We start from the raw sequence: 23,804 nt of genomic DNA, 5'->3' as shown, positions 1-23,804 counted from the left end.
GGTAGTGTGGGGCCTCCCCATGCGAGAGTAGGGAACTGCCAGGCATCAAATCAAGCAGAAGGCCATCCGTAAGGATGGCCTTTTTGCGTTTACGCCGTTCAGAATCCCGCCTGAAGTGACCCTTTTATAATCCAGTGGTCTACGTTCTCCGTAATGCTATCCAGCTCTTGCCTCTGTTCATCCTGTAATGAATGATTACATGGGCTTTTAAAGCATCTACATTCCTCTCTCGCTTAAAAATCATGCATAAGAAGTCATGAATTTTGTAAAAAATATGTTTTCATTTTGGTTGCCAGCGTATGTTTGAATAGTGGTCGCCCCCAGAAAATCCTAAACCCACCTCCTGTCGATCGGTTACACTACAGTTAGTTAAATTCGTAAAGGCTGTCATATGTCCCGCCAGAAAAATTCTCTGAAACCCTGGAATACATTTTCTCTTGAAGCAGCAGCAGCTGTTATTACGGTTGCTGAAAATGCAGAACAGTTATGCCAGTCCTGGCAGTTAAGCCAACGGAAAAAAGAGCCCACGTTATTACTCGGAGAAGGCAGTAATGTGCTGTTTATTAAGAATTTCTCTGGCCAGGTGATTATTAATCGGCTTAAAGGTATAGAGATCCAGGAGCAAAATGACGCATGGCTGCTGCATATAGGCGCTGGAGAAAACTGGCATCAGCTGGTTGAGATGATGCTTAATAAGGGCCTGCCTGGGTTAGAAAATCTGGCGTTAATTCCCGGCTGTGCAGGATCGGCACCGATCCAAAATATTGGGGCCTATGGTGTCGAATTTGAACAGCTTTGTGCGTATGTTGACGTCATAAACCTGGCCGATGGCCACATCTTAAGGCTAACGGCTGCACAGTGTCAGTTTGGTTACAGGGACAGCATTTTTAAGCATCAGTACCGCGATGGTTTTGCCATTGTTGCTGTTGGGTTGCTCCTGCCAAAGGTCTGGAAACCGGTACTGAGCTACGGTGACCTGCGAGACCTGGACCCAAAGACGGTCACTCCACGTCAGGTTTTTGACTCGGTATGCCATATGCGCCGCAGTAAGTTACCTGACCCTAAAGTGACAGGAAATGCGGGTAGCTTCTTTAAAAACCCATTAGTCAGTTCAAAGGTTGCTGCTGAGTTACAGCAACACTACCCAGCTATACCGCTCTATCCGCAGGTAAGCGGCGAGGTGAAGCTGGCTGCTGGCTGGCTAATCGATCAATGTGAACTCAAAGGATTCCGTCAGGGAGGGGCTGCTGTACATGAAAAGCAGGCTCTGGTGCTGATAAATTGTGAGGATGCGACAGGGAAAGACATCATCGAACTGGCCCGTATCGTACGCCAGCGGGTAGCGTCTAAATTTAATGTCTGGCTTGAGCCTGAAGTCCGGTTTATTGCCAGTAGTGGCGAGATAAATGCAGTGGAGGCACTCGCATGAAAGATAATACCGTACCTTTGAAGCTGGTTTCTATCCTGGCTAACGGCGAGTTTCACTCCGGCGAGCAGCTCGGGGAACAGTTGGGGATGAGTCGTGCTGCCATCAATAAACATATCCAGACGCTGAAAGAGTGGGGTATTGATGTTTTCACCGTCACAGGCAAAGGCTATAGCCTGTCTTCTTCGATGCAATTACTCAACGAAGACGAAATTAATGCACAGTTAGATAACGGACGCCTGGCCGTTATTCCGGTTATTGACTCAACTAACCAATATTTGTTGGATCGTATGGACCGTCTGCAGTCAGGAGACGCCTGTGTTGCCGAGTACCAACAGGCAGGCAGGGGCCGGCGAGGTAGGCAGTGGGTCTCACCTTTCGGCGTGAACCTGTACTTATCCATGTACTGGCGTCTTGAACAGGGGCCCGCGGCCGCCATGGGCCTTAGCCTTGTCATTGGTATCGTATTAGCCGAAGCCCTACAGGAACTCGGCGCTGCTAATGTTCGTGTGAAATGGCCAAATGATATTTATCTCGAAGATCGTAAACTGGCGGGCATTTTGGTCGAACTTACAGGTAAAACAGGCGATGCTGCGCAAATCGTGATCGGTGCAGGAATTAATCTGGGAATGCGCGCGCCAGCCGCAGAAGCGATAAATCAGGGATGGATAAATCTTCAGGAGGCGGGAGTCATCGTCAATCGTAACGCTTTATCTGCAAGAATTGTCAATAAGTTGCGTTCTGCGCTTGCTCAGTTTGAGCAAGATGGTTTGACGCCATTTGTGGGACGCTGGGCCAGACTGGATAACTTTATCGATCGACCGGTTAAATTACTGATTGGTGACCGGGAAATATTCGGTATCGCGCGAGGCATCGATCAGCAGGGTGGGCTTATTCTTGAACAGGATGGTGTCAAAAAATCCTGGGTTGGCGGTGAGATTTCATTGAGACCACAACATTAAAAACAACCACGTCCCGGAATCATTCTTTAGCAAATCATTGAACGTTTAATGGATAAAAAGGGGCATTAACTGCCCCTTTTTTACTTTCTTAATCTTACCAAATCGACCGCATGACCAAAGCTTTTGGTCATAATCAAGCTGGCGCGCTCACGAGTCGGTAATATATTTTCTTTTAAATTTAAGTGGTTAATTTCTTTCCATAACTGTGTAGCAATACCTACCGCTTCTTCCTCGGGAAGTTGCGAATAGTGATGGAAATAAGAGTCCGGGTCGCTAAACGCACCCTGGCGGAATTTCAGGAAACGATTGATGTACCAGTGTTCCAATAAATCCTCAGGTGCGTCGACATAAATAGAGAAATCAACAAAGTCAGACACAAAAACATGATGAGGATCGTGCGGATAATCCATCCCGCTTTGCAGTACATTCAGCCCTTCAAGAATAAGAATATCGGGCTGCTGCACGATTTTATCGCCGTCCGGGATGACATCATAAATAAGATGGGAGTAGACCGGAGCGGTTACCTGCGCAGCACCAGATTTTAATTCCGAAACAAAATTAACCAGCCTGTGCATGTCATAAGAAAGAGGGAACCCTTTCTTCTTCATCAGATTTCGGTCTTTAAGCACTGCATTGGGATGTAAGAATCCATCCGTGGTAATCAATTCCACTTTACGGTGCTCAGGCCAGCGGCTGAGAAGCGCCTGTAACACACGAGCTGTGGTACTTTTACCGACCGCAACGCTGCCTGCAATACTAATAATATAGGGAACTTTCTGTCCTTTTGTACCCAAAAACTTCTCAAGAACTGCCTGACGTCCCAAATTGGAACTGATATAAAAATTCAGCAGTCGAGAGAGCGGCAGGTAGATCTCGGCAACTTCTTCTATGGAGAGATCTTCGTTAATCCCTTTTAACTGGGCAATTTCATCCTCTGACAGGGTCATTGGCACGGAATCGCGCAGCGCAGCCCACTGAGTACGGTTGAATTGCAAATAGGGTGTAGTTAACAATGAATCTTTTTTGCTCATATACATGCTTCTGCCAGCAATCGTTTATCCTTCAGTGTGTTAGCCATATTATTTCAACGAGAAATGCTCGGAGACAGGCTTTAGTACTGAGGGCTAAATCAGAACACAATGGGCAGGAGGTTAACATCAGAAGGGCAGCAATAAGAAGGAAAAAAGATGTACAGCGGGTGCAAACGCAAGCTCACCCGCATAAATGATAACTTTAACTGGCAATCGGACGCACAACCTGATTAACCCGAAACAGGCGTTTGTAATAAATCACAGCAGGGCAGTAATAGCCTTCAGCTAAGCAGGCATAATCTGGAAGCTCGCCCAGACAACTGTAGCCCTGGGCGCGATAAAATGCCTCTGCGGGGCTACCCGCCAACGTATCGAGATAAAGTAGGCCACGCTGACGATGTATTGCTTCCTGCTCCAGCACCGCGAGGAGCTGCTTTCCTGCACCTTTGCGCCTGGCCCTGCTATGAACCAGTAGCTGCTGGACCTCCGCGCGATTACGGCCATCCGGGCGTGCGCATATTTCCAATTGTATGCTTGCCACAACACCGTTCTGGTCGCAGGCCACCCAGAGCAGTCTTTCTCCCTTTGCTAATCCATCACGCAGGCTATGGAAGTAGCTGGCCGCCTCTTCACGATTTTGGATGGGCTGATAGTCAGTCAGAGTATTGTGAGCAACAGCATCCATTAACAATTCGGCTAACTGACTGCGATAAACCGGCAGGGTGGCGGCAGTGAGCATCATTATTTTCATGCGAGTCCTCCTCTGGGGTATAGGTCTGGTTAGTCCATTAAAGATAAGCAAAATATGTTCCAGCCTGCAGATAGCGAATTCAGGCGCATTCCATCGAACCAGTAACACTAAGGTTGCACACAAAATGTGCGGATGCGGCATGCTGGTGCATTCTGTTAGAAAAAATCGTCGGTAATTTAAAAAAAGAAACACTGAAATATTCTGTCAGTGGGCCATGCGAATGGAGCAAAAAACAGAACCTCTTGCTGCTTAATTGAACTGATTGATTGTATTTAACGGCCAATTTGCGAGGTTTTGCACAAATAGTGAGCATAAGAACATTTATCGCAATATTTTTGTTGCATCATGCGCCGGGTCTTCCTAGAATGCGCACCACTTGATGCCGGCTTAGCTCAGTTGGTAGAGCAACTGACTTGTAATCAGTAGGTCACCAGTTCGATTCCGGTAGCCGGCACCATCAAGTACCCCAGGTGGGGTTCCCGAGCGGCCAAAGGGAGCAGACTGTAAATCTGCCGTCATCGACTTCGAAGGTTCGAATCCTTCCCCCACCACCATTTCGATTCTCAGTTTTGAGTCGAAAGCAGAAAGACAAGAAATCGTCTATCTGCAACGATGACTACTCTCCAGGAGTATGTTCATCAAGATTTCCGACTGAGCTCAAGCGCAGTCAAAGTTAGCAGGCAAATGCTTGTTGGCTCGAATAGCAGGAAAGCTTTTTTCTGTTGTTCACAAGCTACAGACAGAACAGGTAGCCGAGTTCCAGGATGCGGGCATCGTATAATGGCTATTACCTCAGCCTTCCAAGCTGATGATGCGGGTTCGATTCCCGCTGCCCGCTCCAAGCCGTGCTGATATGGCTCAGTTGGTAGAGCGCACCCTTGGTAAGGGTGAGGTCCCCAGTTCGACTCTGGGTATCAGCACCACTTTCAAAATCTCCCTCCCTGCTTCTTCTCTGTGCATTAAAATTCAACGATTCAGGCAATGCCTGGTTGATGTGGTGATATCACCGATTAATCCGTGTCTTAGAGGGACAAGCGATGTCTAAAGAAAAATTTGAACGTTCCAAACCGCACGTCAACGTTGGTACTATCGGCCACGTTGACCACGGTAAAACTACCCTGACTGCTGCTATCACCACCGTTCTGGCTAAAACCTACGGCGGTTCTGCTCGCGCATTCGACCAGATCGATAACGCACCAGAAGAAAAAGCACGTGGTATCACCATCAACACTTCTCACGTTGAATATGACACCCCGACTCGCCACTACGCGCACGTTGACTGCCCGGGCCACGCCGACTATGTGAAAAACATGATCACCGGTGCTGCTCAGATGGACGGCGCAATCCTGGTTGTTGCTGCAACTGATGGCCCAATGCCACAGACTCGTGAGCACATCCTGCTGGGTCGTCAGGTTGGCGTTCCATTCATCATCGTGTTCCTGAACAAATGTGACATGGTTGATGATGAAGAGCTGCTGGAGCTGGTTGAGATGGAAGTACGTGACCTGCTGTCACAGTACGACTTCCCAGGCGACGACACCCCAATCGTTCACGGTTCTGCGCTGAAAGCTCTGCAGGGTGAAGCTGAGTGGGAAGCTAAGATCATCGAACTGGCCGGCCACCTGGATTCTTACATCCCAGAGCCAGAGCGTGCGGTTGATAAGCCGTTCCTGCTGCCTATCGAAGACGTATTCTCCATCTCCGGCCGTGGTACTGTTGTTACCGGTCGTGTAGAGCGCGGTATCGTTAAAGTGGGTGAAGAAGTTGAGATCGTGGGTCTGAAAGACACCGTGAAATCAACCTGCACCGGCGTTGAAATGTTCCGTAAGCTGCTGGACGAAGGCCGTGCGGGTGAGAACTGTGGTATCCTGCTGCGTGGTATTAAGCGTGAAGACGTTGAGCGTGGCCAGGTTCTGGCTAAGCCAGGTTCAATCAAGCCACACACCAAGTTCGAGTCAGAAGTTTATATTCTGTCTAAAGAAGAAGGCGGCCGTCACAGCCCATTCTTCAAAGGCTACCGTCCACAGTTCTACTTCCGTACAACTGACGTGACCGGTACCATCGAACTGCCAGAAGGCGTTGAGATGGTAATGCCAGGCGACAACATCAAACTGGTTGTTGAACTGATCAAGCCAATCGCAATGGACGATGGTCTGCGTTTCGCAATCCGTGAAGGCGGCCGTACCGTTGGTGCTGGTGTTGTTGCTAAAGTTATCGCTTAATCGCTGATAACATTTGACGCAACGCACATGAAGAGGGCATCATTTGATGCCCTTTTTGCACGCTGTAACATAGAACCTGACTCATCTGTGATTATGATTCATAATCATTGCTGAGGCAGGCTCTGTAGCACGGCGTCATACATAATATGCCGAGTTACGCCTATACCTGCGGGTATGACAGTATTATTCGGTTCGGTTGCCTCGTAATCCGGGGCAAAAGTGTTTCTGATTTATTGTGGCAGGTTGGTTATGAGTGCTAATACCGAAGCTCAAGGCAGCGGGCGCGGCCTGGAAGCGATAAAGTGGTTAGGTGTGGCGTTACTGCTGGTTGTCGCCATCGTGGGTAACTACTACTATCGTGAAGTAACATTACCGCTGCGTGCATTGGCCGTCGTTGTACTGATTGCAGCAGCAGCTGGCATTGCCCTGCTGACCGCTAAGGGTAAAGCAACGTTGGCTTTCGCTCGTGAAGCGCGTACTGAAGTTCGTAAAGTGATCTGGCCTACTCGTCAGGAAACGTTGCACACCACCTTAATCGTTGCCGCGGTGACTGCCGTGATGTCACTGATTTTGTGGGGACTGGATGGTATTCTGGTCCGTCTGGTATCGTTTATCACTGGCCTGAGGTTCTGAGATGTCTGAAGCTCCAAAGAAGCGCTGGTACGTCGTTCAGGCGTTTTCCGGTTTTGAAGGCCGCGTAGCACAGTCGCTGCGTGAGCATATCAAGTTACACAACATGGAAGAGCTGTTTGGCGATGTCATGGTTCCAACCGAAGAAGTGGTTGAAATCCGTGGTGGCCAGCGTCGTAAAAGCGAGCGTAAGTTCTTCCCGGGCTACGTACTGGTTCAGATGGTGATGAATGACGCCAGCTGGCACCTTGTGCGCAGTGTGCCACGCGTAATGGGCTTCATCGGCGGTACGTCCGATCGTCCCGCACCGATTAGCGACAAAGAAGTTGATGCGATTATGAACCGCCTGCAGCAGGTTGGTGATAAGCCGCGTCCGAAAACGTTGTTTGAGCCAGGCGAGATGGTACGTGTTAACGACGGTCCATTTGCTGACTTTAACGGCGTGGTGGAAGAAGTTGATTACGAGAAAAGTCGCCTGAAAGTTTCTGTTTCTATCTTCGGCCGTGCAACGCCGGTTGAACTGGACTTCGGACAGGTTGAGAAGGGCTGATTGATTCACCCTGAGCCGCTTTCTAAAAGGCGGCATAAAATTTATACGATCGCCGTTATCAGGTGGTTGCGAAAGGCGCGAAATTACACTACAATTTCGCGCCTTTTGTTTTTATGCGTCGATATATTCGCGCGTAAAATATTAATCACGGGGAGCTCCGTTACGGAGCGTTATCACCCAATAGAGGAATTATCATGGCTAAGAAAGTACAAGCCTACGTTAAGCTGCAAGTTTCAGCTGGTATGGCAAACCCGAGTCCTCCGGTAGGTCCGGCTCTGGGTCAGCAAGGCGTTAACATCATGGAATTCTGTAAAGCGTTCAACGCAAAAACAGAATCCCTGGAAAAAGGTCTGCCGATCCCAGTAGTGATCACCGTTTATTCTGACCGTTCTTTCACCTTCGTTACCAAAACCCCTCCTGCAGCAGTACTGCTGAAGAAAGCGGCTGGTATCAAGTCTGGTTCCGGCAAGCCGAACAAAGACAAAGTAGGTAAAGTATCTCGTGCTCAGGTACGTGAAATCGCAGAAACCAAAGCTGCGGACATGACTGGTGCTGACATTGAAGCGATGACTCGCTCAATCGAAGGTACTGCTCGTTCCATGGGCCTGGTAGTAGAGGACTAAGAAATGGCTAAGCTGACCAAGCGCATGCGCGTGATCCGTGACAAAGTTGATTCAACTAAACAGTATGACATCAACGAAGCTGTTGCTCTGCTGAAAGAACTGGCTACTGCTAAGTTCGTAGAAAGCGTTGACGTAGCTGTAAACCTGGGCATTGATGCTCGTAAATCTGACCAGAACGTTCGCGGTGCAACTGTACTGCCACACGGTACTGGCCGTTCCGTTCGCGTTGCCGTATTTACCCAAGGTCCAAACGCTGAAGCTGCTAAAGCAGCTGGCGCTGAGCTGGTAGGTATGGAAGATCTGGCTGACCAGATCAAAAAAGGCGAAATGAACTTCGACGTTGTTATCGCATCTCCAGATGCAATGCGCGTTGTTGGCCAGCTGGGTCAGGTTCTGGGCCCACGCGGTCTGATGCCAAACCCGAAAGTTGGTACCGTAACTCCTAACGTTGCTGAAGCAGTGAAAAACGCTAAAGCGGGTCAGGTTCGTTACCGTAACGACAAAAACGGTATCATCCATACCACTATCGGTAAGGTTGATTTCGATGCAGATAAACTGAAAGAAAACCTGGAATCCCTGCTGGTTGCGCTGAAAAAAGCAAAACCTTCACAGGCGAAAGGCGTTTTCATCAAGAAAGTTAGCCTGTCCACCACCATGGGTGCTGGCGTGGCAATCGATCAGGCTGGCCTGAACGCTGCTGCTAACTAATCTGCTTTACGCGGGCGAAATTTTCATCTAGAATCTTACGCCCGTTGTTCTGTAAATATACAGAACCGACAGATTTTTAGGTTGGAGCCTGGCCTTATCCAGGCCTCCGTCCAAGACCGCAGGAGTGATAGCGAAAGATATCACTTAATACCCTGCGTAGACGGTGACAGAACCGACAAGAATTTTTCTTAACTGGATTCTGCTCACCGTGTTTGAGCGCTCGTATACCTTCGGGTAAATGAGTGAAGTGAGTTCCGGGGAAATCCATCCCCGGCCCAAATCCAGGAGCACAAGCTAATGGCCTTAAATCTTCAAGACAAACAAGCGATTGTTGCTGAAGTCAGCGAAGTAGCCAAAGGCGCGCTGTCTGCGGTAGTTGCGGATTCTCGTGGCGTTACCGTAGATAAAATGACCGAACTGCGTAAAGCAGGTCGTGCGGCTGGCGTATACATGCGTGTTGTTCGTAACACCCTGCTGCGCCGCGTCGTTGAAGGTACTCAGTTCGAGTGCCTGAAAGACACGTTAACCGGTCCAACCTTGATTGCATACTCTATGGAACACCCGGGCGCTGCTGCTCGTCTGTTCAAAGAGTTCGCGAAAGCGAATGCAAAATTTGAGGTTAAAGCTGCAGCCTTTGAAGGCGAGCTGATCAGTGCGGCTCAGATCGACCGCCTGGCAACTCTGCCAACTTACGATGAAGCAATTGCACGCCTGATGGCAACCATGAAAGAAGCCGCTGCCGGCAAACTGGTTCGCACTCTGGCCGCTGTACGCGATCAGAAAGAAGCTGCTTAATCAGCCTTTCTTTTCACGTTTACTTGCTAACGTATAAACTTTTTCTGAATTTTAGGAACAACAAATGTCAATCACTAAAGACCAAATCATTGAAGCTGTTGCAGCTCTGTCTGTAATGGAAGTAGTTGAACTGATCGCCGCTATGGAAGAGAAGTTCGGTGTGTCTGCTGCTGCAGCTGTAGCTGTTGCTGCTGGCCCAGTAGAAGCTGCTGAAGAAAAAACTGAGTTCGACGTTGTACTGAAAGCTATCGGTGCTAACAAAGTTGCTGTAATCAAAGCCGTACGTGGCGCAACTGGTCTGGGCCTGAAAGAAGCCAAAGACCTGGTTGAGTCTGCACCTGCTGCCCTGAAAGAAGGCATCAGCAAAGACGACGCTGAAGCTCTGAAGAAAGCACTGGAAGAAGCTGGCGCAGAAGTTGAAGTTAAATAAGCCAACCTTTCAGGTTGCAGCCTGGGTTTAAGTAGTTCCAGGCTGATGGCTGGTGACTTTTTGGTCACCAGCCTTTTTGCGCTCTAAAGCATTAATGGTATTTCACACTGTTTAGCCATTGATTTGCTTAATATCTTTCTCTATCGACGACTTAATATACTGCTTTCCTGCATGGACCCTCTGTCCAGTCAAAAGCAATGAAATGATTTAAGCGTGATAGAAAGAGGTATTACAAAAGGTGCTCTGCCTTTTGCACGACACAAAACAGCGTTGCATGAACTGTCCCCACTGGACGGACAGAAAGGTTCTACTTTTCAGCGAGCTGAGGAACCCAATGGTTTACTCCTATACCGAGAAAAAACGCATTCGTAAGGATTTTGGAAAACGTCCACAAGTTCTGGACATTCCATATCTCCTTTCTATCCAGCTTGACTCGTTCCAGAAGTTTATCGAGCAAGATCCGGAAGGTCAGTATGGTCTGGAAGCTGCATTCCGTTCCGTATTCCCAATCCAAAGCTATAGCGGTAACTCTGAGCTGCAGTACGTCAGCTACCGTTTAGGCGAACCTGTATTTGATGTGAAAGAGTGTCAGATTCGTGGCGTCACGTACTCTGCACCTCTGCGCGTAAAACTGCGCCTGGTGATCTACGAGCGCGAAGCGCCGGAAGGCACAGTCAAAGACATCAAAGAACAAGAAGTGTACATGGGTGAAATTCCACTCATGACCGATAACGGTACCTTTGTCATCAACGGTACTGAGCGCGTTATCGTTTCTCAGCTGCATCGTAGCCCTGGTGTCTTCTTCGACAGCGATAAGGGTAAAACCCACTCGTCGGGTAAAGTGCTGTATAACGCACGCATCATTCCTTACCGTGGTTCATGGCTGGACTTCGAGTTTGACCCGAAAGACAACCTGTTCGTCCGTATTGACCGTCGTCGTAAGCTGCCGGCCAGCATCATCCTGCGCGCGCTGAATTACACCACTGAGCAGATCCTCGATCTGTTCTTCGACAAAGTGGTTTATGAAATTCGCGACAACAAGCTGCAGATGGAGCTGATCCCTGAGCGTCTGCGCGGCGAAACTGCGTCGTTCGATATTGAATCTAACGGCACTGTCTACGTTGAGAAAGGCCGCCGTATTACCGCGCGCCACATTCGTCAGCTGGAAAAAGACAGCGTTGCACATATCGAAGTACCGGTTGAATACATCGCAGGTAAAGTCGTCGCTAAAGATTACATCGACGAAGGTACCGGTGAGCTGCTGGTTGCAGCGAACATGGAGCTGTCACTGGATCTGCTGGCTAAACTGAGCCAGTCCGGTCACAAACGCATTGAAACTCTGTTCACCAACGACCTGGATCACGGCCCGTATATCTCTGAGACGCTGCGCGTTGACCCAACCAGCGATCGCCTGAGCGCACTGGTTGAGATCTACCGTATGATGCGTCCTGGTGAGCCACCAACGCGTGAAGCGGCCGAAAATCTGTTTGAGAACCTGTTCTTCTCTGAAGACCGCTACGATCTGTCTGCGGTAGGCCGTATGAAGTTCAACCGTTCTCTGATGCGTGACGAGATCGAAGGTTCCGGTATCCTGAGCAAAGACGACATCATTCAGGTGATGAAGAAGCTCATCGGTATCCGTAACGGTATTGGCGAAGTGGATGATATCGACCACCTCGGCAACCGTCGTATCCGTTCCGTCGGCGAAATGGCAGAAAACCAGTTCCGCGTAGGTCTGGTCCGCGTTGAGCGTGCGGTGAAAGAGCGTCTGTCTCTGGGCGATCTGGATACCCTGATGCCACAGGATATGATCAACGCCAAGCCAATCTCTGCGGCAGTGAAAGAGTTCTTTGGTTCCAGCCAGCTTTCCCAGTTTATGGACCAGAACAACCCACTGTCTGAGATCACGCACAAGCGTCGTATTTCTGCACTGGGCCCGGGCGGTCTGACCCGTGAGCGTGCAGGCTTTGAAGTTCGAGACGTACACCCGACGCACTACGGTCGCGTATGTCCAATCGAAACGCCTGAAGGTCCAAACATCGGTCTGATTAACTCGCTGTCCGTGTACGCACAGACCAACGAGTATGGTTTCCTGGAAACCCCGTACCGTCGTGTGCGCGATGGTGTGGTGACCGACGAAATTCATTACCTCTCTGCAATCGAAGAGGGTAACTACGTTATCGCTCAGGCAAACACCAACCTCGACGACGAAGGTCACTTCGTAGACGACCTGGTGACCTGCCGTAGCAAAGGCGAATCGAGCCTGTTCAGCCGCGATCAGGTTGACTACATGGACGTTTCCACCCAGCAGGTGGTTTCCGTCGGTGCGTCACTGATCCCGTTTCTGGAGCACGATGACGCCAACCGCGCATTGATGGGTGCAAACATGCAACGTCAGGCGGTTCCAACTCTGCGCGCTGATAAGCCGCTGGTTGGTACCGGTATGGAGCGCGCGGTAGCGGTTGACTCTGGTGTTACAGCCGTAGCGAAACGTGGTGGTACCGTTCAGTACGTTGATGCATCTCGTATCGTTATCAAAGTTAACGAAGATGAAATGTATCCGGGCGAAGCCGGTATCGACATCTACAACCTGACCAAATACACCCGTTCTAACCAGAACACCTGCATCAACCAGATGCCTTGCGTGAACCTGGGTGAGCCAATTGAACGTGGTGATGTGCTGGCCGACGGTCCTTCAACGGATCTGGGCGAACTGGCACTGGGTCAGAACATGCGCGTCGCGTTCATGCCGTGGAACGGCTACAACTTCGAAGACTCCATTTTAGTCTCCGAGCGCGTGGTACAGGAAGATCGCTTCACCACTATCCATATCCAGGAACTGGCATGTGTGTCTCGTGACACCAAGCTGGGGCCGGAAGAGATCACCGCTGACATCCCTAACGTGGGTGAAGCTGCGCTCTCTAAACTGGATGAATCCGGTATCGTGTATATCGGTGCTGAAGTGACCGGTGGTGACATTCTGGTTGGTAAGGTAACGCCAAAAGGTGAAACCCAGCTGACGCCAGAAGAGAAACTGCTGCGTGCGATCTTCGGTGAGAAAGCGTCTGACGTAAAAGACTCTTCTCTGCGCGTACCAAACGGCGTGTCTGGTACCGTTATCGACGTTCAGGTCTTCACCCGCGATGGCGTGGAAAAAGACAAGCGTGCGCTGGAAATCGAAGAAATGCAGCTGAAGCAGGCGAAAAAAGACCTGTCTGAAGAACTGCAGATCCTCGAAGCTGGCCTGTTCAGCCGTATCCAATACCTGCTGGTTTCCGGCGGTGTGGAAGCGGACAAACTGGACAAGCTGCCTCGCGAGCGCTGGCTGGAACTTGGCCTGACCGACGAAGAAAAACAAAACCAGCTGGAGCAGCTGGCCGAGCAGTACGACGAGCTGAAGCACGAGTTTGAGAAGAAACTTGAAGCTAAGCGCCGCAAAATCACTCAGGGCGATGACCTGGCACCTGGCGTGCTGAAAATCGTTAAAGTGTATCTGGCCGTTAAACGTCAGATCCAGCCTGGTGACAAAATGGCAGGTCGTCACGGGAACAAAGGTGTTATCTCCAAGATCAACCCGATCGAAGATATGCCATACGATGAGAACGGTACGCCGGTCGATATCGTACTGAACCCGCTGGGCGTTCCATCACGTATGAACATCGGTCAGATTCTTGAAACCCACCTGGGTATGGCTGCGAAGGGCATCGGCGAGAAAATCAACGCTATGCTTAAGAAGCAGGAAGAAGTGACTAAGCTGCGTGATTTTATTCAGCGTGCTTACGATCTGGGTACTGATGTACGCCAGAAAGTTGACCTGAACACCTTCACCGACGACGAAGTGCTGCGTCTGGCAGAGAACCTGAAAAAAGGTATGCCAATCGCAACGCCAGTGTTTGACGGCGCGAAAGAGAGCGAGATCAAAGAGCTGCTGCAGCTCGGCGGCCTGCCTTCTTCCGGTCAGATTACCCTGTTCGATGGTCGTACCGGCGAACAGTTCGAGCGTCAGGTTACCGTTGGCTATATGTACATGCTGAAGCTGAACCACCTGGTTGATGACAAAATGCATGCACGTTCTACCGGTTCTTACAGCCTGGTTACTCAGCAGCCGCTGGGTGGTAAGGCTCAGTTCGGTGGTCAGCGCTTCGGTGAGATGGAAGTGTGGGCGCTGGAAGCATACGGCGCAGCCTATACCCTGCAGGAAATGCTTACCGTTAAGTCTGATGACGTGAACGGTCGTACGAAGATGTATAAAAACATCGTCGACGGCAACCATCAGATGGAACCGGGCATGCCAGAATCCTTCAACGTACTGTTGAAAGAGATTCGCTCGCTGGGTATTAACATCGAGCTCGAAGACGAGTAACCCCTGAGGTTATTCGCATCTGCTGTACTGGTTACAGGGTGCCCTGCTGCGGCAGGGCATCCCTGAGAAGTCTCACTCCGACGGGAGCTAATCCGTGAAAGACTTACTTAAGTTTCTGAAAGCGCAAACTAAGACCGAAGAGTTTGATGCGATCAAGATTGCTCTGGCCTCGCCAGACATGATCCGTTCCTGGTCTTTCGGCGAAGTTAAAAAGCCGGAAACCATCAACTACCGTACGTTCAAACCAGAACGTGACGGGCTTTTCTGTGCGCGTATTTTCGGGCCGGTAAAAGACTACGAGTGCCTGTGCGGTAAGTACAAGCGCCTGAAACACCGTGGTGTGATCTGTGAGAAGTGTGGCGTTGAAGTTACACAGACCAAAGTCCGCCGTGAGCGCATGGGTCACATTGAGCTGGCTTCTCCAACTGCGCACATCTGGTTCCTGAAATCGCTGCCATCCCGCATCGGTTTACTGCTGGATATGCCACTGCGTGATATCGAACGTGTTCTGTACTTCGAATCTTACGTCGTTGTTGAAGGCGGCATGACCAACCTCGAAAAGCGCCAGATCCTGACTGAAGAGCAGTATCTTGACGCGCTGGAAGAGTTTGGTGATGAGTTCGACGCGAAAATGGGTGCGGAAGCGATCCAGGCCCTGTTGAAAAACATGGATCTGGAGCAAGAGTGCGAGCAGCTGCGTGAAGAGCTGAACGAGACTAACTCCGAAACCAAACGCAAAAAGCTGACCAAGCGTATCAAGCTGCTGGAAGCGTTCGTACAGTCTGGTAACAAGCCAGAGTGGATGATCCTGACCGTGCTGCCTGTACTGCCACCGGATCTGCGTCCGCTGGTACCGCTGGACGGCGGTCGTTTCGCAACTTCAGATCTGAACGATCTGTATCGTCGCGTTATCAACCGTAACAACCGTCTGAAGCGCCTGCTGGATCTGGCTGCACCTGACATCATCGTACGTAACGAAAAACGTATGCTGCAGGAAGCGGTAGATGCGCTGCTGGATAACGGCCGTCGCGGTCGTGCGATCACCGGTTCTAACAAACGTCCTCTGAAATCTTTGGCTGACATGATCAAAGGTAAGCAGGGTCGTTTCCGCCAGAACCTGCTCGGTAAGCGTGTTGACTACTCAGGCCGTTCTGTAATCACCGTAGGTCCATACCTGCGCCTGCATCAGTGCGGTCTGCCGAAGAAAATGGCACTGGAGCTGTTCAAACCGTTTATCTACGGCAAGCTTGAACTGCGTGGTCTTGCTACCACCATCAAAGCCGCTAAGAAAATGGTTGAGCGTGAAGAAGCTGTCGTTTGGGATATCCTGGACGAAGTTATCCGCGAACACCCGGTCCTGCTGAACCGTGCACCAACCCTGCACCGTCTGGGCATCCAGGCGTTTGAGCCAGTACTGATCGAAGGTAAAGCTATTCAGCTGCACCCGCTGGTTTGTGCGGCATATAACGCCGACTTCGATGGTGACCAGATGGCTGTTCACGTACCGCTGACGCTGGAAGCCCAGCTGGAAGCGCGTGCGCTGATGATGTCTACCAACAACATCCTGTCCCCAGCGAACGGTGAACCAATCATCGTTCCTTCTCAGGACGTTGTACTGGGTCTGTACTACATGACCCGTGACTGTGTTAACGCCAAGGGCGAAGGCATGGTGCTGACTGGTCCAAAAGAAGCCGAGCGTATTTATCGCGCTGGCCTCGCGTCTCTGCACGCTCGCGTTAAGGTACGTATTACCGAACATGAGAAGAACGAGCAGGGCGAATGGGTTGCAAAAACCAGCCTGATCGATACAACCATCGGTCGTGCCATCCTGTGGATGATCGTGCCGAAAGGTCTGCCTTACTCTATCGTCAACCAGGCGCTGGGTAAGAAAGCGATCTCCAAGATGCTGAACACCTGTTACCGCATCCTGGGCCTGAAACCAACGGTTATCTTTGCTGACCAGACCATGTACACCGGCTTTGCCTATGCGGCACGTTCAGGTGCGTCTGTTGGTATCGACGACATGGTTATCCCAGAGAAGAAAGTGGAAATCATCACCGAAGCAGAAGCTGAAGTGGCTGAAATCCAGCAGCAGTTCCAGTCTGGTCTGGTTACCGCTGGCGAACGCTATAACAAAGTGATCGATATCTGGGCCGCGGCCAACGAACGCGTTGCGAAAGCGATGATGGAAAACCTGTCTACCGAAACCGTGATTAACCGTGACGGTGAAGAAGAGCGCCAGGTTTCCTTCAACAGCATCTTTATGATGGCCGACTCCGGTGCGCGTGGTTCTGCTGCACAGATTCGTCAGCTGGCCGGTATGCGTGGTCTGATGGCTAAGCCAGATGGCTCAATCATCGAAACGCCAATCACCGCGAACTTCCGTGAAGGTCTGAACGTACTCCAGTACTTCATCTCGACCCACGGTGCTCGTAAAGGTCTGGCGGATACCGCACTGAAAACTGCGAACTCCGGTTACCTGACTCGTCGTCTGGTAGACGTGGCGCAGGATCTGGTCGTCACCGAAGACGATTGTGGTACCCACGAAGGTATCATGATGACCCCGGTTATCGAGGGTGGTGATGTTAAAGAGCCGCTGCGTGAGCGCGTTCTGGGTCGTGTGACCGCAGAAGACGTTCTCAAGCCGGGAACTGCTGATATCCTGCTGCCGCGTAACACGCTGCTGCATGAAGCGCAGTGTGACATCCTCGAAGAACACTCAGTTGACAGCCTGAAAGTGCGTTCCGTGGTAAGCTGCGAAACCGACTTCGGCGTGTGTGCCCACTGCTACGGTCGTGACCTGGCGCGTGGCCACATCATCAACAAAGGTGAAGCGATCGGTGTTATCGCTGCACAGTCAATCGGTGAGCCGGGTACACAGCTGACGATGCGTACCTTCCACATCGGTGGTGCGGCATCTCGTGCGGCTGCTGAATCCAGCATCCAGGTTAAGAACAAAGGTACCATTAAACTCTCTAACGCCAAGTCGGTGACCAACTCCGCTGGCAAGCTGGTAATTACTTCACGTAATACCGAGCTGAAAATGATCGATGAATTCGGTCGTACTAAAGAGAGCTATAAAGTTCCTTACGGTTCTACCATGGCTAAAGGTGACGGCGAGCAGGTTGCAGCGGGCGAGACCGTAGCAAACTGGGATCCGCATACTATGCCGGTAATCACCGAAGTGAGCGGTTTCATTCGCTTTACCGACATGATTGATGGCCAGACCATTACCCGCCAGACGGATGACCTGACCGGTCTGTCCTCTCTGGTTATCCTGGACAGTGCGGAACGTACTGCTGGTGGTAAGGATCTGCGTCCGGCACTGAAGATCGTTGATGCTAACGGTAACGACGTAATGATCCCTGGCTCTGATATGCCAGCTCAGTACTTCCTGCCGGGTAAAGCGATTGTTCAGCTGGAAGATGGCATCAAGATCAGTTCAGGTGACACCCTGGCGCGTGTTCCTCAGGAATCAGGCGGTACCAAGGACATCACCGGTGGTCTGCCACGCGTTGCTGACCTGTTCGAAGCCCGTCGTCCGAAAGAGCCGGCAATCCTGGCTGAGATCAGCGGCATCATCTCGTTCGGTAAAGAAACCAAAGGTAAGCGTCGTCTGGTGATCACGCCAATCGATGGTAGCGATCCGTACGAAGAGATGATTCCGAAATGGCGTCAGCTGAACGTGTTCGAAGGTGAACGTGTTGAGCGCGGTGACGTTGTTTCCGATGGCCCAGAGTCTCCACATGATATTCTGCGTCTGCGTGGCGTTCATGCGGTTACCCGTTACATCACTAACGAAGTGCAGGAAGTTTACCGTCTGCAGGGCGTTAAGATTAACGATAAGCACATCGAAGTCATCGTTCGTCAGATGCTGCGTAAAGCAACTATCGAGAGCGCAGGAAGCTCCGACTTCCTCGACGGTGAGCAGGTTGAATTCTCTCGCGTTAAGATCTCTAACCGCGAGCTGGAATCCAACGGCAAAATCGCTGCAACATTTGCACGCGACCTGCTGGGTATCACCAAGGCGTCTCTGGCAACCGAGTCCTTCATTTCTGCGGCCTCGTTCCAGGAAACTACGCGCGTACTGACCGAAGCAGCCGTTGCGGGCAAACGTGACGAACTGCGCGGCCTGAAAGAGAACGTAATTGTAGGCCGTCTGATCCCAGCCGGTACCGGTTACGCTTATCATCAGGATCGTATGCGTCGCCGTGCAGCTGGTGAAGCACCAGTTGTACCTCAGGTGACTGCTGATGAAGCGTCTGCCAGCCTGGCAGAACTGCTGAACGCAGGTCTGGGTGGTAATGACGATTAATCGTCAACCACCTGTGGCATAGTAAAAAACCTCGCTTCGGCGAGGTTTTTTTTCGCCCATAAAAAGTCGACAGGGATATGACGATGATTTGAATGTGGATCTGAAAGCGGCAACCCTGTGCTTCCTGGTTCGCGATTAGCGTATTGCCGAATGTGGTCGATATAGCAGTGGGAAGTATGGTGGGAAAGCGTAGAGTCTGGTCAGCTACAACTGCCAGTCTTCCTGCAGCGATGGCAGTTTTTCATCTGTGTCACAGCATTGAGCCGTTATGCAATGCCATGCGGACGGCGATCCCGTGGGCCACTATCCTGGGTAATAAAAAAAGAGCAACGGAGGCAGGACGTCTCCGTTGCCGCGGGCGCGCAATCCGCCCAAGCCACATCACTTATAGTGCCGGACATCATGGCAGGTCAGCCCGATATCCTTCAGCTGCGCATCGCTCAGCTGGGAGAGAATTTTTCTGGTACATGCCCGCATGCGCTGCCGCTGCCAGTGGTGATAAGGAACGATAAAGATCGCTTTGATCAAACCCCAACTGAACGGTTTTGCTGCTCTGTTTTCATGAAACTCCATCATCTGCCCCTCAATGCCCGGTGTCTGAATGCTATTTTGTCGCGGATGACATCAATGATACAGATGCAGAAATACTGTTTTATTGACATACAGATGGCGTGATACGCTGACTGAATGGTCATAAAGACGCTAATCTGTACTGGTTTTCATTCAAGAATGGCGATAGGGGAGATACAATGACGCGTTACCAATATCTGGCCGATCTGTTGGCTCAGCGTATCGAGCAAGGCCTTTATCAGGCAGGAGAACGGCTTCCGTCGGTACGATCCCTGAGCAGCGAACATGGTGTCAGTATCAGCACGGTGCAGCAGGCTTACTACCTGCTGGAAGAAAGGCAGCTGATCACCCCCCAGTCGCGTTCGGGATATTTTGTTACCCCGCGTAAAGCAGCACCGCCGGTCCCGGCGATTACCCGCCCGGTACAGCGGCCGGTTGAGATCACTCAGTGGGATGCCGTGCTGCATCTGCTTGAAGCCCGATCCGATGAGCAAACCCTCCAGCTGGGTAGCGGTATGCCGGACGTCGGTCAGCCAACGCTGAAACCGTTATGGAAAGCCATAAGCCGGGTTGCTCAACAGCAGGACGAACGCCTGCTGGGCTATGACACGCTGTATGGTCTTCCGGAGCTGCGTGAACAGATTGCACGCCTGATGATCGACAGCGGCTGCCAGCTGGGCGCGGATGACATCGTGATTACTACCGGCTGCCATGAAGCCCTGTCGATATCGATACGGGCGGTCTGTCAGCATGGCGATATTATCGCCGTTGAATCACCGACCTTTCACGGCATCATGCAAACCCTGCGTGGATTTGGCATCCGTGCGATAGAGATCCCCACCGACTCTTCGACGGGTATCAGCCTTGAAGCACTGGAGCTGGCCTTTGAACAATGGCCGATCAAGGCCGTGGTGGTGGTGCCGAACTGCAATAACCCGCTCGGGTTTATTATGCCAGAGCACCGCAAGCGCGCACTGCTCACGCTGGCACAGCGTTTTGACGCAGCGATCATCGAGGATGATGTTTACGGCGAGCTGGCCTTCGACTATCCGCGGCCGATAACCATCAAGTCGCTGGATACCGATGGTCGCGTTTTGCTTTGTAGCTCATTCTCAAAAATACTGGCCCCGGGACTGCGAGTGGGCTGGGTGGTACCGGGACGCTATTTTGACCGGGTACTGCATATGAAATACATCGTTACCGGGTCAACAACAACCCTGACGCAGATGGCGGTCGCCGGATTTATAAGCCAGGGCTACTATCAGCCGCACCTGCGGCGCATGCGGATTACCTATCAGCGAAACCTGGAGATATTTACCCGCCTGGTACGTCAGCATTTTCCCTGCGGTATTTGTGTTACCCGTCCTCAGGGCGGTTTCCTGATCTGGGTTGAACTACCGGAAGCATTTGATTCACACCGGCTCAATGCTGAGCTGCGTGAATCGAAAATTCAAATCGCCGTCGGTTCGCTGTTTTCCGCATCGGGAAAGTACCGCAACTGCCTGCGGTTGAGCTATGCCCAAACCTGTACGGATAAAACCGAACGGGCGCTGGCGATGCTTGGTGCAGCCTTAGAGCGGGCTATGCAATCCTGCTCTCCGGTGCGTGAGCTGGCGACGACCAGCGATGATCGGGGAGAAGGCAGGGCCAGCGGGAAGGAACAGCGCTGACCCTGGCTGACGGCGCAACTGCCGCCAGCACTGCCACTATAGCCGCGTATGCAGAGGTGAAAAGCCGCAGAGACTGAGCCTGCGGCGTTGCTTCATGACAGTTTGCCGGCGTTACGACACATTACATTTTATTGTGCAGTGCCTTCCGGGGATTCAATCAGATCCAGCAGCTGGCGAGTTGCCGCCTGCCAGTCTTCCGCTTTGGTGATGGCACTGACCACGGCGACGCTGCCGACACCGGTTGCCAGCACGGCCGGGACGCGATCGATGCTGATACCGCCAATAGCGACAGTTGATATACCCTGCAGGCGTTGAATATGCCGGGTCAGTTCCGCTAACCCCTGCGGCGCAGAAGGCATATCTTTGGTCTGCGTTGGAAAAACGTGGCCCAAAGCGATGTAGGACGGTTCTACGGCCAGCGCCCGATCCAGCTCGGCATCATCGTGAGTAGACAGTCCCAGTCGCAGTCCGGCAGCGTGAATCGCATCAAGGTCGGCGATGTCCAGATCTTCCTGCCCCAGATGAACGCCATACGCCTGATATTTGATCGCCAGACGCCAGTAGTCATTAATAAACAACCTTGCCTGGTAACGTTTGCCGAGGGCAATCGCTTCAGCAATCTGCTGCTCTACTTCATCATCCTGACGATCTTTAATGCGCAGTTGTATAGTGCGCACACCAAAATCCAGCAGGCGGGCAATCCACTCAACGGTTTCCACCACCGGATAAAGCCCAAGCCGGGCATCGGTAGCGGGAAAAGGACCACGACTCATACATTTTCCTCGGTTTTAAGCGCATCGGCGCGGTGATACAGTTCACCGCCGCGATTGCGGAATTCATCAGACATCTGCGCCATACCTATTTCAATCGGCATGGCCTGGGCTTGCTGGCGCGCGGCGTACTCTCGCACTTCCTGGGTAATCTTCATTGAACAGAACTTCGGCCCGCACATTGAGCAGAAGTGCGCCACCTTACCGGATTCCTGCGGCAGGGTTTCATCATGATAGGCACGGGCGGTATGCGGATCGAGGGCAAGATTAAACTGATCTTCCCAGCGAAACTCAAAGCGTGCCTTCGACATCGCATTATCACGGATCTGCGCGCCGGGATGGCCTTTTGCGAGATCGGCGGCATGCGCGGCGATCTTATAGGTAATCAACCCCTGTTTAACATCTTCTTTGTTAGGCAATCCAAGATGTTCTTTCGGCGTCACATAGCACAGCATTGCGCAGCCAAACCAACCGATCATTGCTGCACCAATCCCGGACGTAAAGTGGTCATAGCCGGGAGCGATGTCGGTGGTCAGCGGGCCGAGCGTATAAAACGGTGCTTCATGGCAATGTTCCAGCTGCTCGGTCATATTACGGCGGATCATCTGCATTGGCACGTGCCCGGGTCCCTCAATCATCACCTGCACATCATATTCCCAGGCAATTTTGGTTAGCTCTCCCAGCGTATGTAGCTCGGAGAACTGCGCTTCGTCGTTAGCATCCTGAATCGAACCCGGGCGCAGGCCGTCCCCGAGTGAGAGTGAAACATCATAGGCGGCGCAGATTTCACAAATCTCGCGGAAATGCAGGTAGAGGAAGCTCTCTTTATGGTGCGACAGGCACCATTTCGCCATGATCGACCCGCCGCGCGAAACAATGCCGGTCAACCTTTTAGCGGTCATCGGTACGTAACGCAGCAACACGCCGGCATGAATGGTGAAGTAGTCCACGCCTTGCTCTGCCTGTTCCAGCAGCGTATCGCGGAAAATCTCCCAGTTAAGATCTTCTGCCACGCCATTGACCTTCTCCAGCGCCTGGTAGATTGGCACGGTGCCAATCGGTACCGGGCTGTTACGCAGTATCCATTCACGCGTTTCATGGATATAGCGACCGGTAGAAAGATCCATCACCGTGTCGGCGCCCCAGCGTGCAGACCACACCAGTTTTTCAACTTCCTCCTCAATCGAAGAGCTGACCGCGGAGTTGCCGATATTGGCGTTGATCTTCACCAGGAAGTTACGCCCAATGATCATCGGTTCTGATTCCGGATGGTTAATATTGGCCGGGATGATCGCACGTCCGGCGGCGACTTCCTGGCGCACAAACTCTGCGCTGATATTTTCCGGCAGGCTGGCACCGAAGCTGTTGCCCGGATGCTGTTGCAGCAGAATTTCACCGCGAATACGTTCACGGCCCATATTCTCGCGGATGGCGATATATTCCATTTCCGGGGTGATCACGCCCAGACGCGCGTAATGCATTTGAGTAACGCAGCGGCCTGCCAGTGCGCGGCGTGGACGAGGAAGATTATCGAAACGCAGATGATCCAGGCCTTCATCGGCCAGCCGCTGTTGGGTGTAGACCGAACTGAGTTCAGCAATTTCTTCCGTATCGGCACGCTGGTGAATCCATGTGCTGCGCAACTTGTCGATGCCGCGATGCACATCGATAGCCGCTGCCGGATCGCCGTAGGGGCCAGCCGTGTCGTACACCGGTACCGGCTCATTCTCTTCCAGCGTAGGGTTATCTTTACTGCCCCCAATCACGGTTGGACTAAGCTGGATTTCACGCATCGGCACGCGGATATCGTCCCGGGAGCCGGTCAGATAAATACGTTTTGAATTGGGGAAGGCCGTGCCTTGCAGAGAATCGATAAACTGCTGAGCTTCAGCGCGCTGCTCACGGCGATTGGTTTTTTTCTCAACGAGAAGTTTTTCAACGGTAGACATAGCAAATTCCTGAAATATTAGGGAAAGTTGCTTGCCTGG

General features: G+C 51.7%; 17 protein-coding genes and 4 tRNA genes. 16 read left to right on the top strand and 5 right to left on the bottom strand.

All coding sequences use genetic code 11. From position 1 onward, the window contains the following. Window positions 1-391 precede the first annotated feature (391 nt). The gene (murB, locus tag IBT46_RS25195) at window positions 392-1,429 is read left to right on the top strand and encodes a UDP-N-acetylmuramate dehydrogenase (protein ID WP_200547894.1); all 1,038 of its coding nucleotides are present in this window, start codon (window positions 392-394) and stop codon (window positions 1,427-1,429) included. Then, window positions 1,426-2,388: a bifunctional biotin--[acetyl-CoA-carboxylase] ligase/biotin operon repressor BirA gene (gene birA, locus IBT46_RS25190; RefSeq protein ID WP_200547893.1), complete on the top strand. Its 963-nt coding sequence runs from the start codon at window positions 1,426-1,428 to the stop codon at window positions 2,386-2,388. Before murB ends, birA begins: the two co-directional genes overlap by 4 nt. An 80-nt stretch (window positions 2,389-2,468) precedes the next feature. On the opposite strand, the gene coaA is transcribed toward birA, so the two are convergent. After that, complete coding sequence (gene coaA, locus IBT46_RS25185) at window positions 2,469-3,419, bottom strand: type I pantothenate kinase (protein ID WP_200547892.1); 951 nt, start codon at window positions 3,417-3,419, stop codon at window positions 2,469-2,471. 202 nt (window positions 3,420-3,621) lie between these two features. Beyond that, window positions 3,622-4,170 (bottom strand): GNAT family N-acetyltransferase, encoded by a 549-nt coding sequence (locus IBT46_RS25180; RefSeq protein ID WP_200547891.1) that lies wholly within the window; start codon window positions 4,168-4,170, stop codon window positions 3,622-3,624. Between the two features lie 381 nt (window positions 4,171-4,551). Between IBT46_RS25180 and IBT46_RS25175 the strand changes: the two genes are divergently transcribed. From IBT46_RS25175 to rpoC, 13 genes are all read left to right on the top strand, one after another. Next, window positions 4,552-4,627 (top strand) — tRNA-Thr (locus tag IBT46_RS25175). A 12-nt stretch (window positions 4,628-4,639) separates the two neighbouring features. Further along, window positions 4,640-4,724: transfer RNA gene (locus tag IBT46_RS25170), tRNA-Tyr, on the top strand. 212 nt (window positions 4,725-4,936) lie between these two features. Beyond that, window positions 4,937-5,011: transfer RNA gene (locus IBT46_RS25165), tRNA-Gly, on the top strand. A 6-nt stretch (window positions 5,012-5,017) separates the two neighbouring features. Then, window positions 5,018-5,093, top strand: a tRNA-Thr gene (locus tag IBT46_RS25160). A 114-nt stretch (window positions 5,094-5,207) separates the two neighbouring features. Beyond that, window positions 5,208-6,392: an elongation factor Tu gene (tuf, locus tag IBT46_RS25155; RefSeq protein ID WP_200547890.1), complete on the top strand. Its 1,185-nt coding sequence runs from the start codon at window positions 5,208-5,210 to the stop codon at window positions 6,390-6,392. A 249-nt stretch (window positions 6,393-6,641) separates the two neighbouring features. Then, window positions 6,642-7,025 (top strand): preprotein translocase subunit SecE, encoded by a 384-nt coding sequence (secE, locus tag IBT46_RS25150; protein WP_105595698.1) that lies wholly within the window; start codon window positions 6,642-6,644, stop codon window positions 7,023-7,025. A 1-nt stretch (window position 7,026) separates the two neighbouring features. After that, the gene (nusG, locus tag IBT46_RS25145) at window positions 7,027-7,572 is read left to right on the top strand and encodes a transcription termination/antitermination protein NusG (protein WP_012439920.1); all 546 of its coding nucleotides are present in this window, start codon (window positions 7,027-7,029) and stop codon (window positions 7,570-7,572) included. 194 nt (window positions 7,573-7,766) lie between these two features. Beyond that, entirely contained in the window at window positions 7,767-8,195 is a 429-nt protein-coding gene (gene rplK / locus IBT46_RS25140; protein WP_105595697.1) for a 50S ribosomal protein L11, read from the top strand. 3 nt (window positions 8,196-8,198) lie between these two features. Further along, complete coding sequence (gene rplA, locus IBT46_RS25135) at window positions 8,199-8,903, top strand: 50S ribosomal protein L1 (RefSeq protein WP_105595696.1); 705 nt, start codon at window positions 8,199-8,201, stop codon at window positions 8,901-8,903. 297 nt (window positions 8,904-9,200) lie between these two features. Continuing rightward, window positions 9,201-9,698, top strand: coding sequence for a 50S ribosomal protein L10 (gene rplJ / locus IBT46_RS25130; protein WP_105595695.1), 498 nt, complete (start codon window positions 9,201-9,203; stop codon window positions 9,696-9,698). Window positions 9,699-9,762: 64 nt separating this feature from the next. After that, the gene (gene rplL, locus IBT46_RS25125) at window positions 9,763-10,128 is read left to right on the top strand and encodes a 50S ribosomal protein L7/L12 (RefSeq protein WP_105595694.1); all 366 of its coding nucleotides are present in this window, start codon (window positions 9,763-9,765) and stop codon (window positions 10,126-10,128) included. Between the two features lie 334 nt (window positions 10,129-10,462). Then, a complete protein-coding gene (rpoB, locus tag IBT46_RS25120; RefSeq protein WP_200547889.1) occupies window positions 10,463-14,491 on the top strand; it encodes a DNA-directed RNA polymerase subunit beta in 4,029 nt (1,342 codons plus the stop codon). Between the two features lie 94 nt (window positions 14,492-14,585). Then, window positions 14,586-18,806 carry a DNA-directed RNA polymerase subunit beta' gene (gene rpoC / locus IBT46_RS25115; RefSeq protein ID WP_105595692.1) on the top strand — a complete coding sequence of 1,407 codons (4,221 nt, stop codon included), beginning with the start codon at window positions 14,586-14,588 and terminating at the stop codon, window positions 18,804-18,806. A 381-nt stretch (window positions 18,807-19,187) separates the two neighbouring features. On the opposite strand, the gene IBT46_RS25110 is transcribed toward rpoC, so the two are convergent. After that, window positions 19,188-19,382: a DUF1127 domain-containing protein gene (locus tag IBT46_RS25110; protein WP_370569528.1), complete on the bottom strand. Its 195-nt coding sequence runs from the start codon at window positions 19,380-19,382 to the stop codon at window positions 19,188-19,190. A gap of 173 nt (window positions 19,383-19,555) precedes the next feature. Here IBT46_RS25110 and IBT46_RS25105 point away from each other — a divergent pair, with 173 nt between their 5' ends. Then, the gene (locus IBT46_RS25105) at window positions 19,556-21,046 is read left to right on the top strand and encodes a PLP-dependent aminotransferase family protein (protein ID WP_200547888.1); all 1,491 of its coding nucleotides are present in this window, start codon (window positions 19,556-19,558) and stop codon (window positions 21,044-21,046) included. Between the two features lie 128 nt (window positions 21,047-21,174). On the opposite strand, the gene thiE is transcribed toward IBT46_RS25105, so the two are convergent. Next, window positions 21,175-21,819, bottom strand: a complete 645-nt coding sequence (gene thiE, locus IBT46_RS25100) for a thiamine phosphate synthase (RefSeq protein WP_200547887.1) — start codon at window positions 21,817-21,819, stop codon at window positions 21,175-21,177. Next, the gene (gene thiC / locus IBT46_RS25095; RefSeq protein WP_234480292.1) at window positions 21,816-23,765 is read right to left on the bottom strand and encodes a phosphomethylpyrimidine synthase ThiC; all 1,950 of its coding nucleotides are present in this window, start codon (window positions 23,763-23,765) and stop codon (window positions 21,816-21,818) included. The genes thiE and thiC overlap by 4 nt, the downstream gene beginning before the upstream one ends. Window positions 23,766-23,804: the final 39 nt, after the last annotated feature.

Origin of the sequence: Erwinia sp. S38, assembly GCF_016624545.1 — a bacterium.
GTDB classification, from domain to species: domain Bacteria; phylum Pseudomonadota; class Gammaproteobacteria; order Enterobacterales; family Enterobacteriaceae; genus Erwinia; species Erwinia coffeiphila.
Note: the sequence above shows the minus strand (reverse complement) of the source record. Positions and strands in the feature narration are given on the sequence as shown.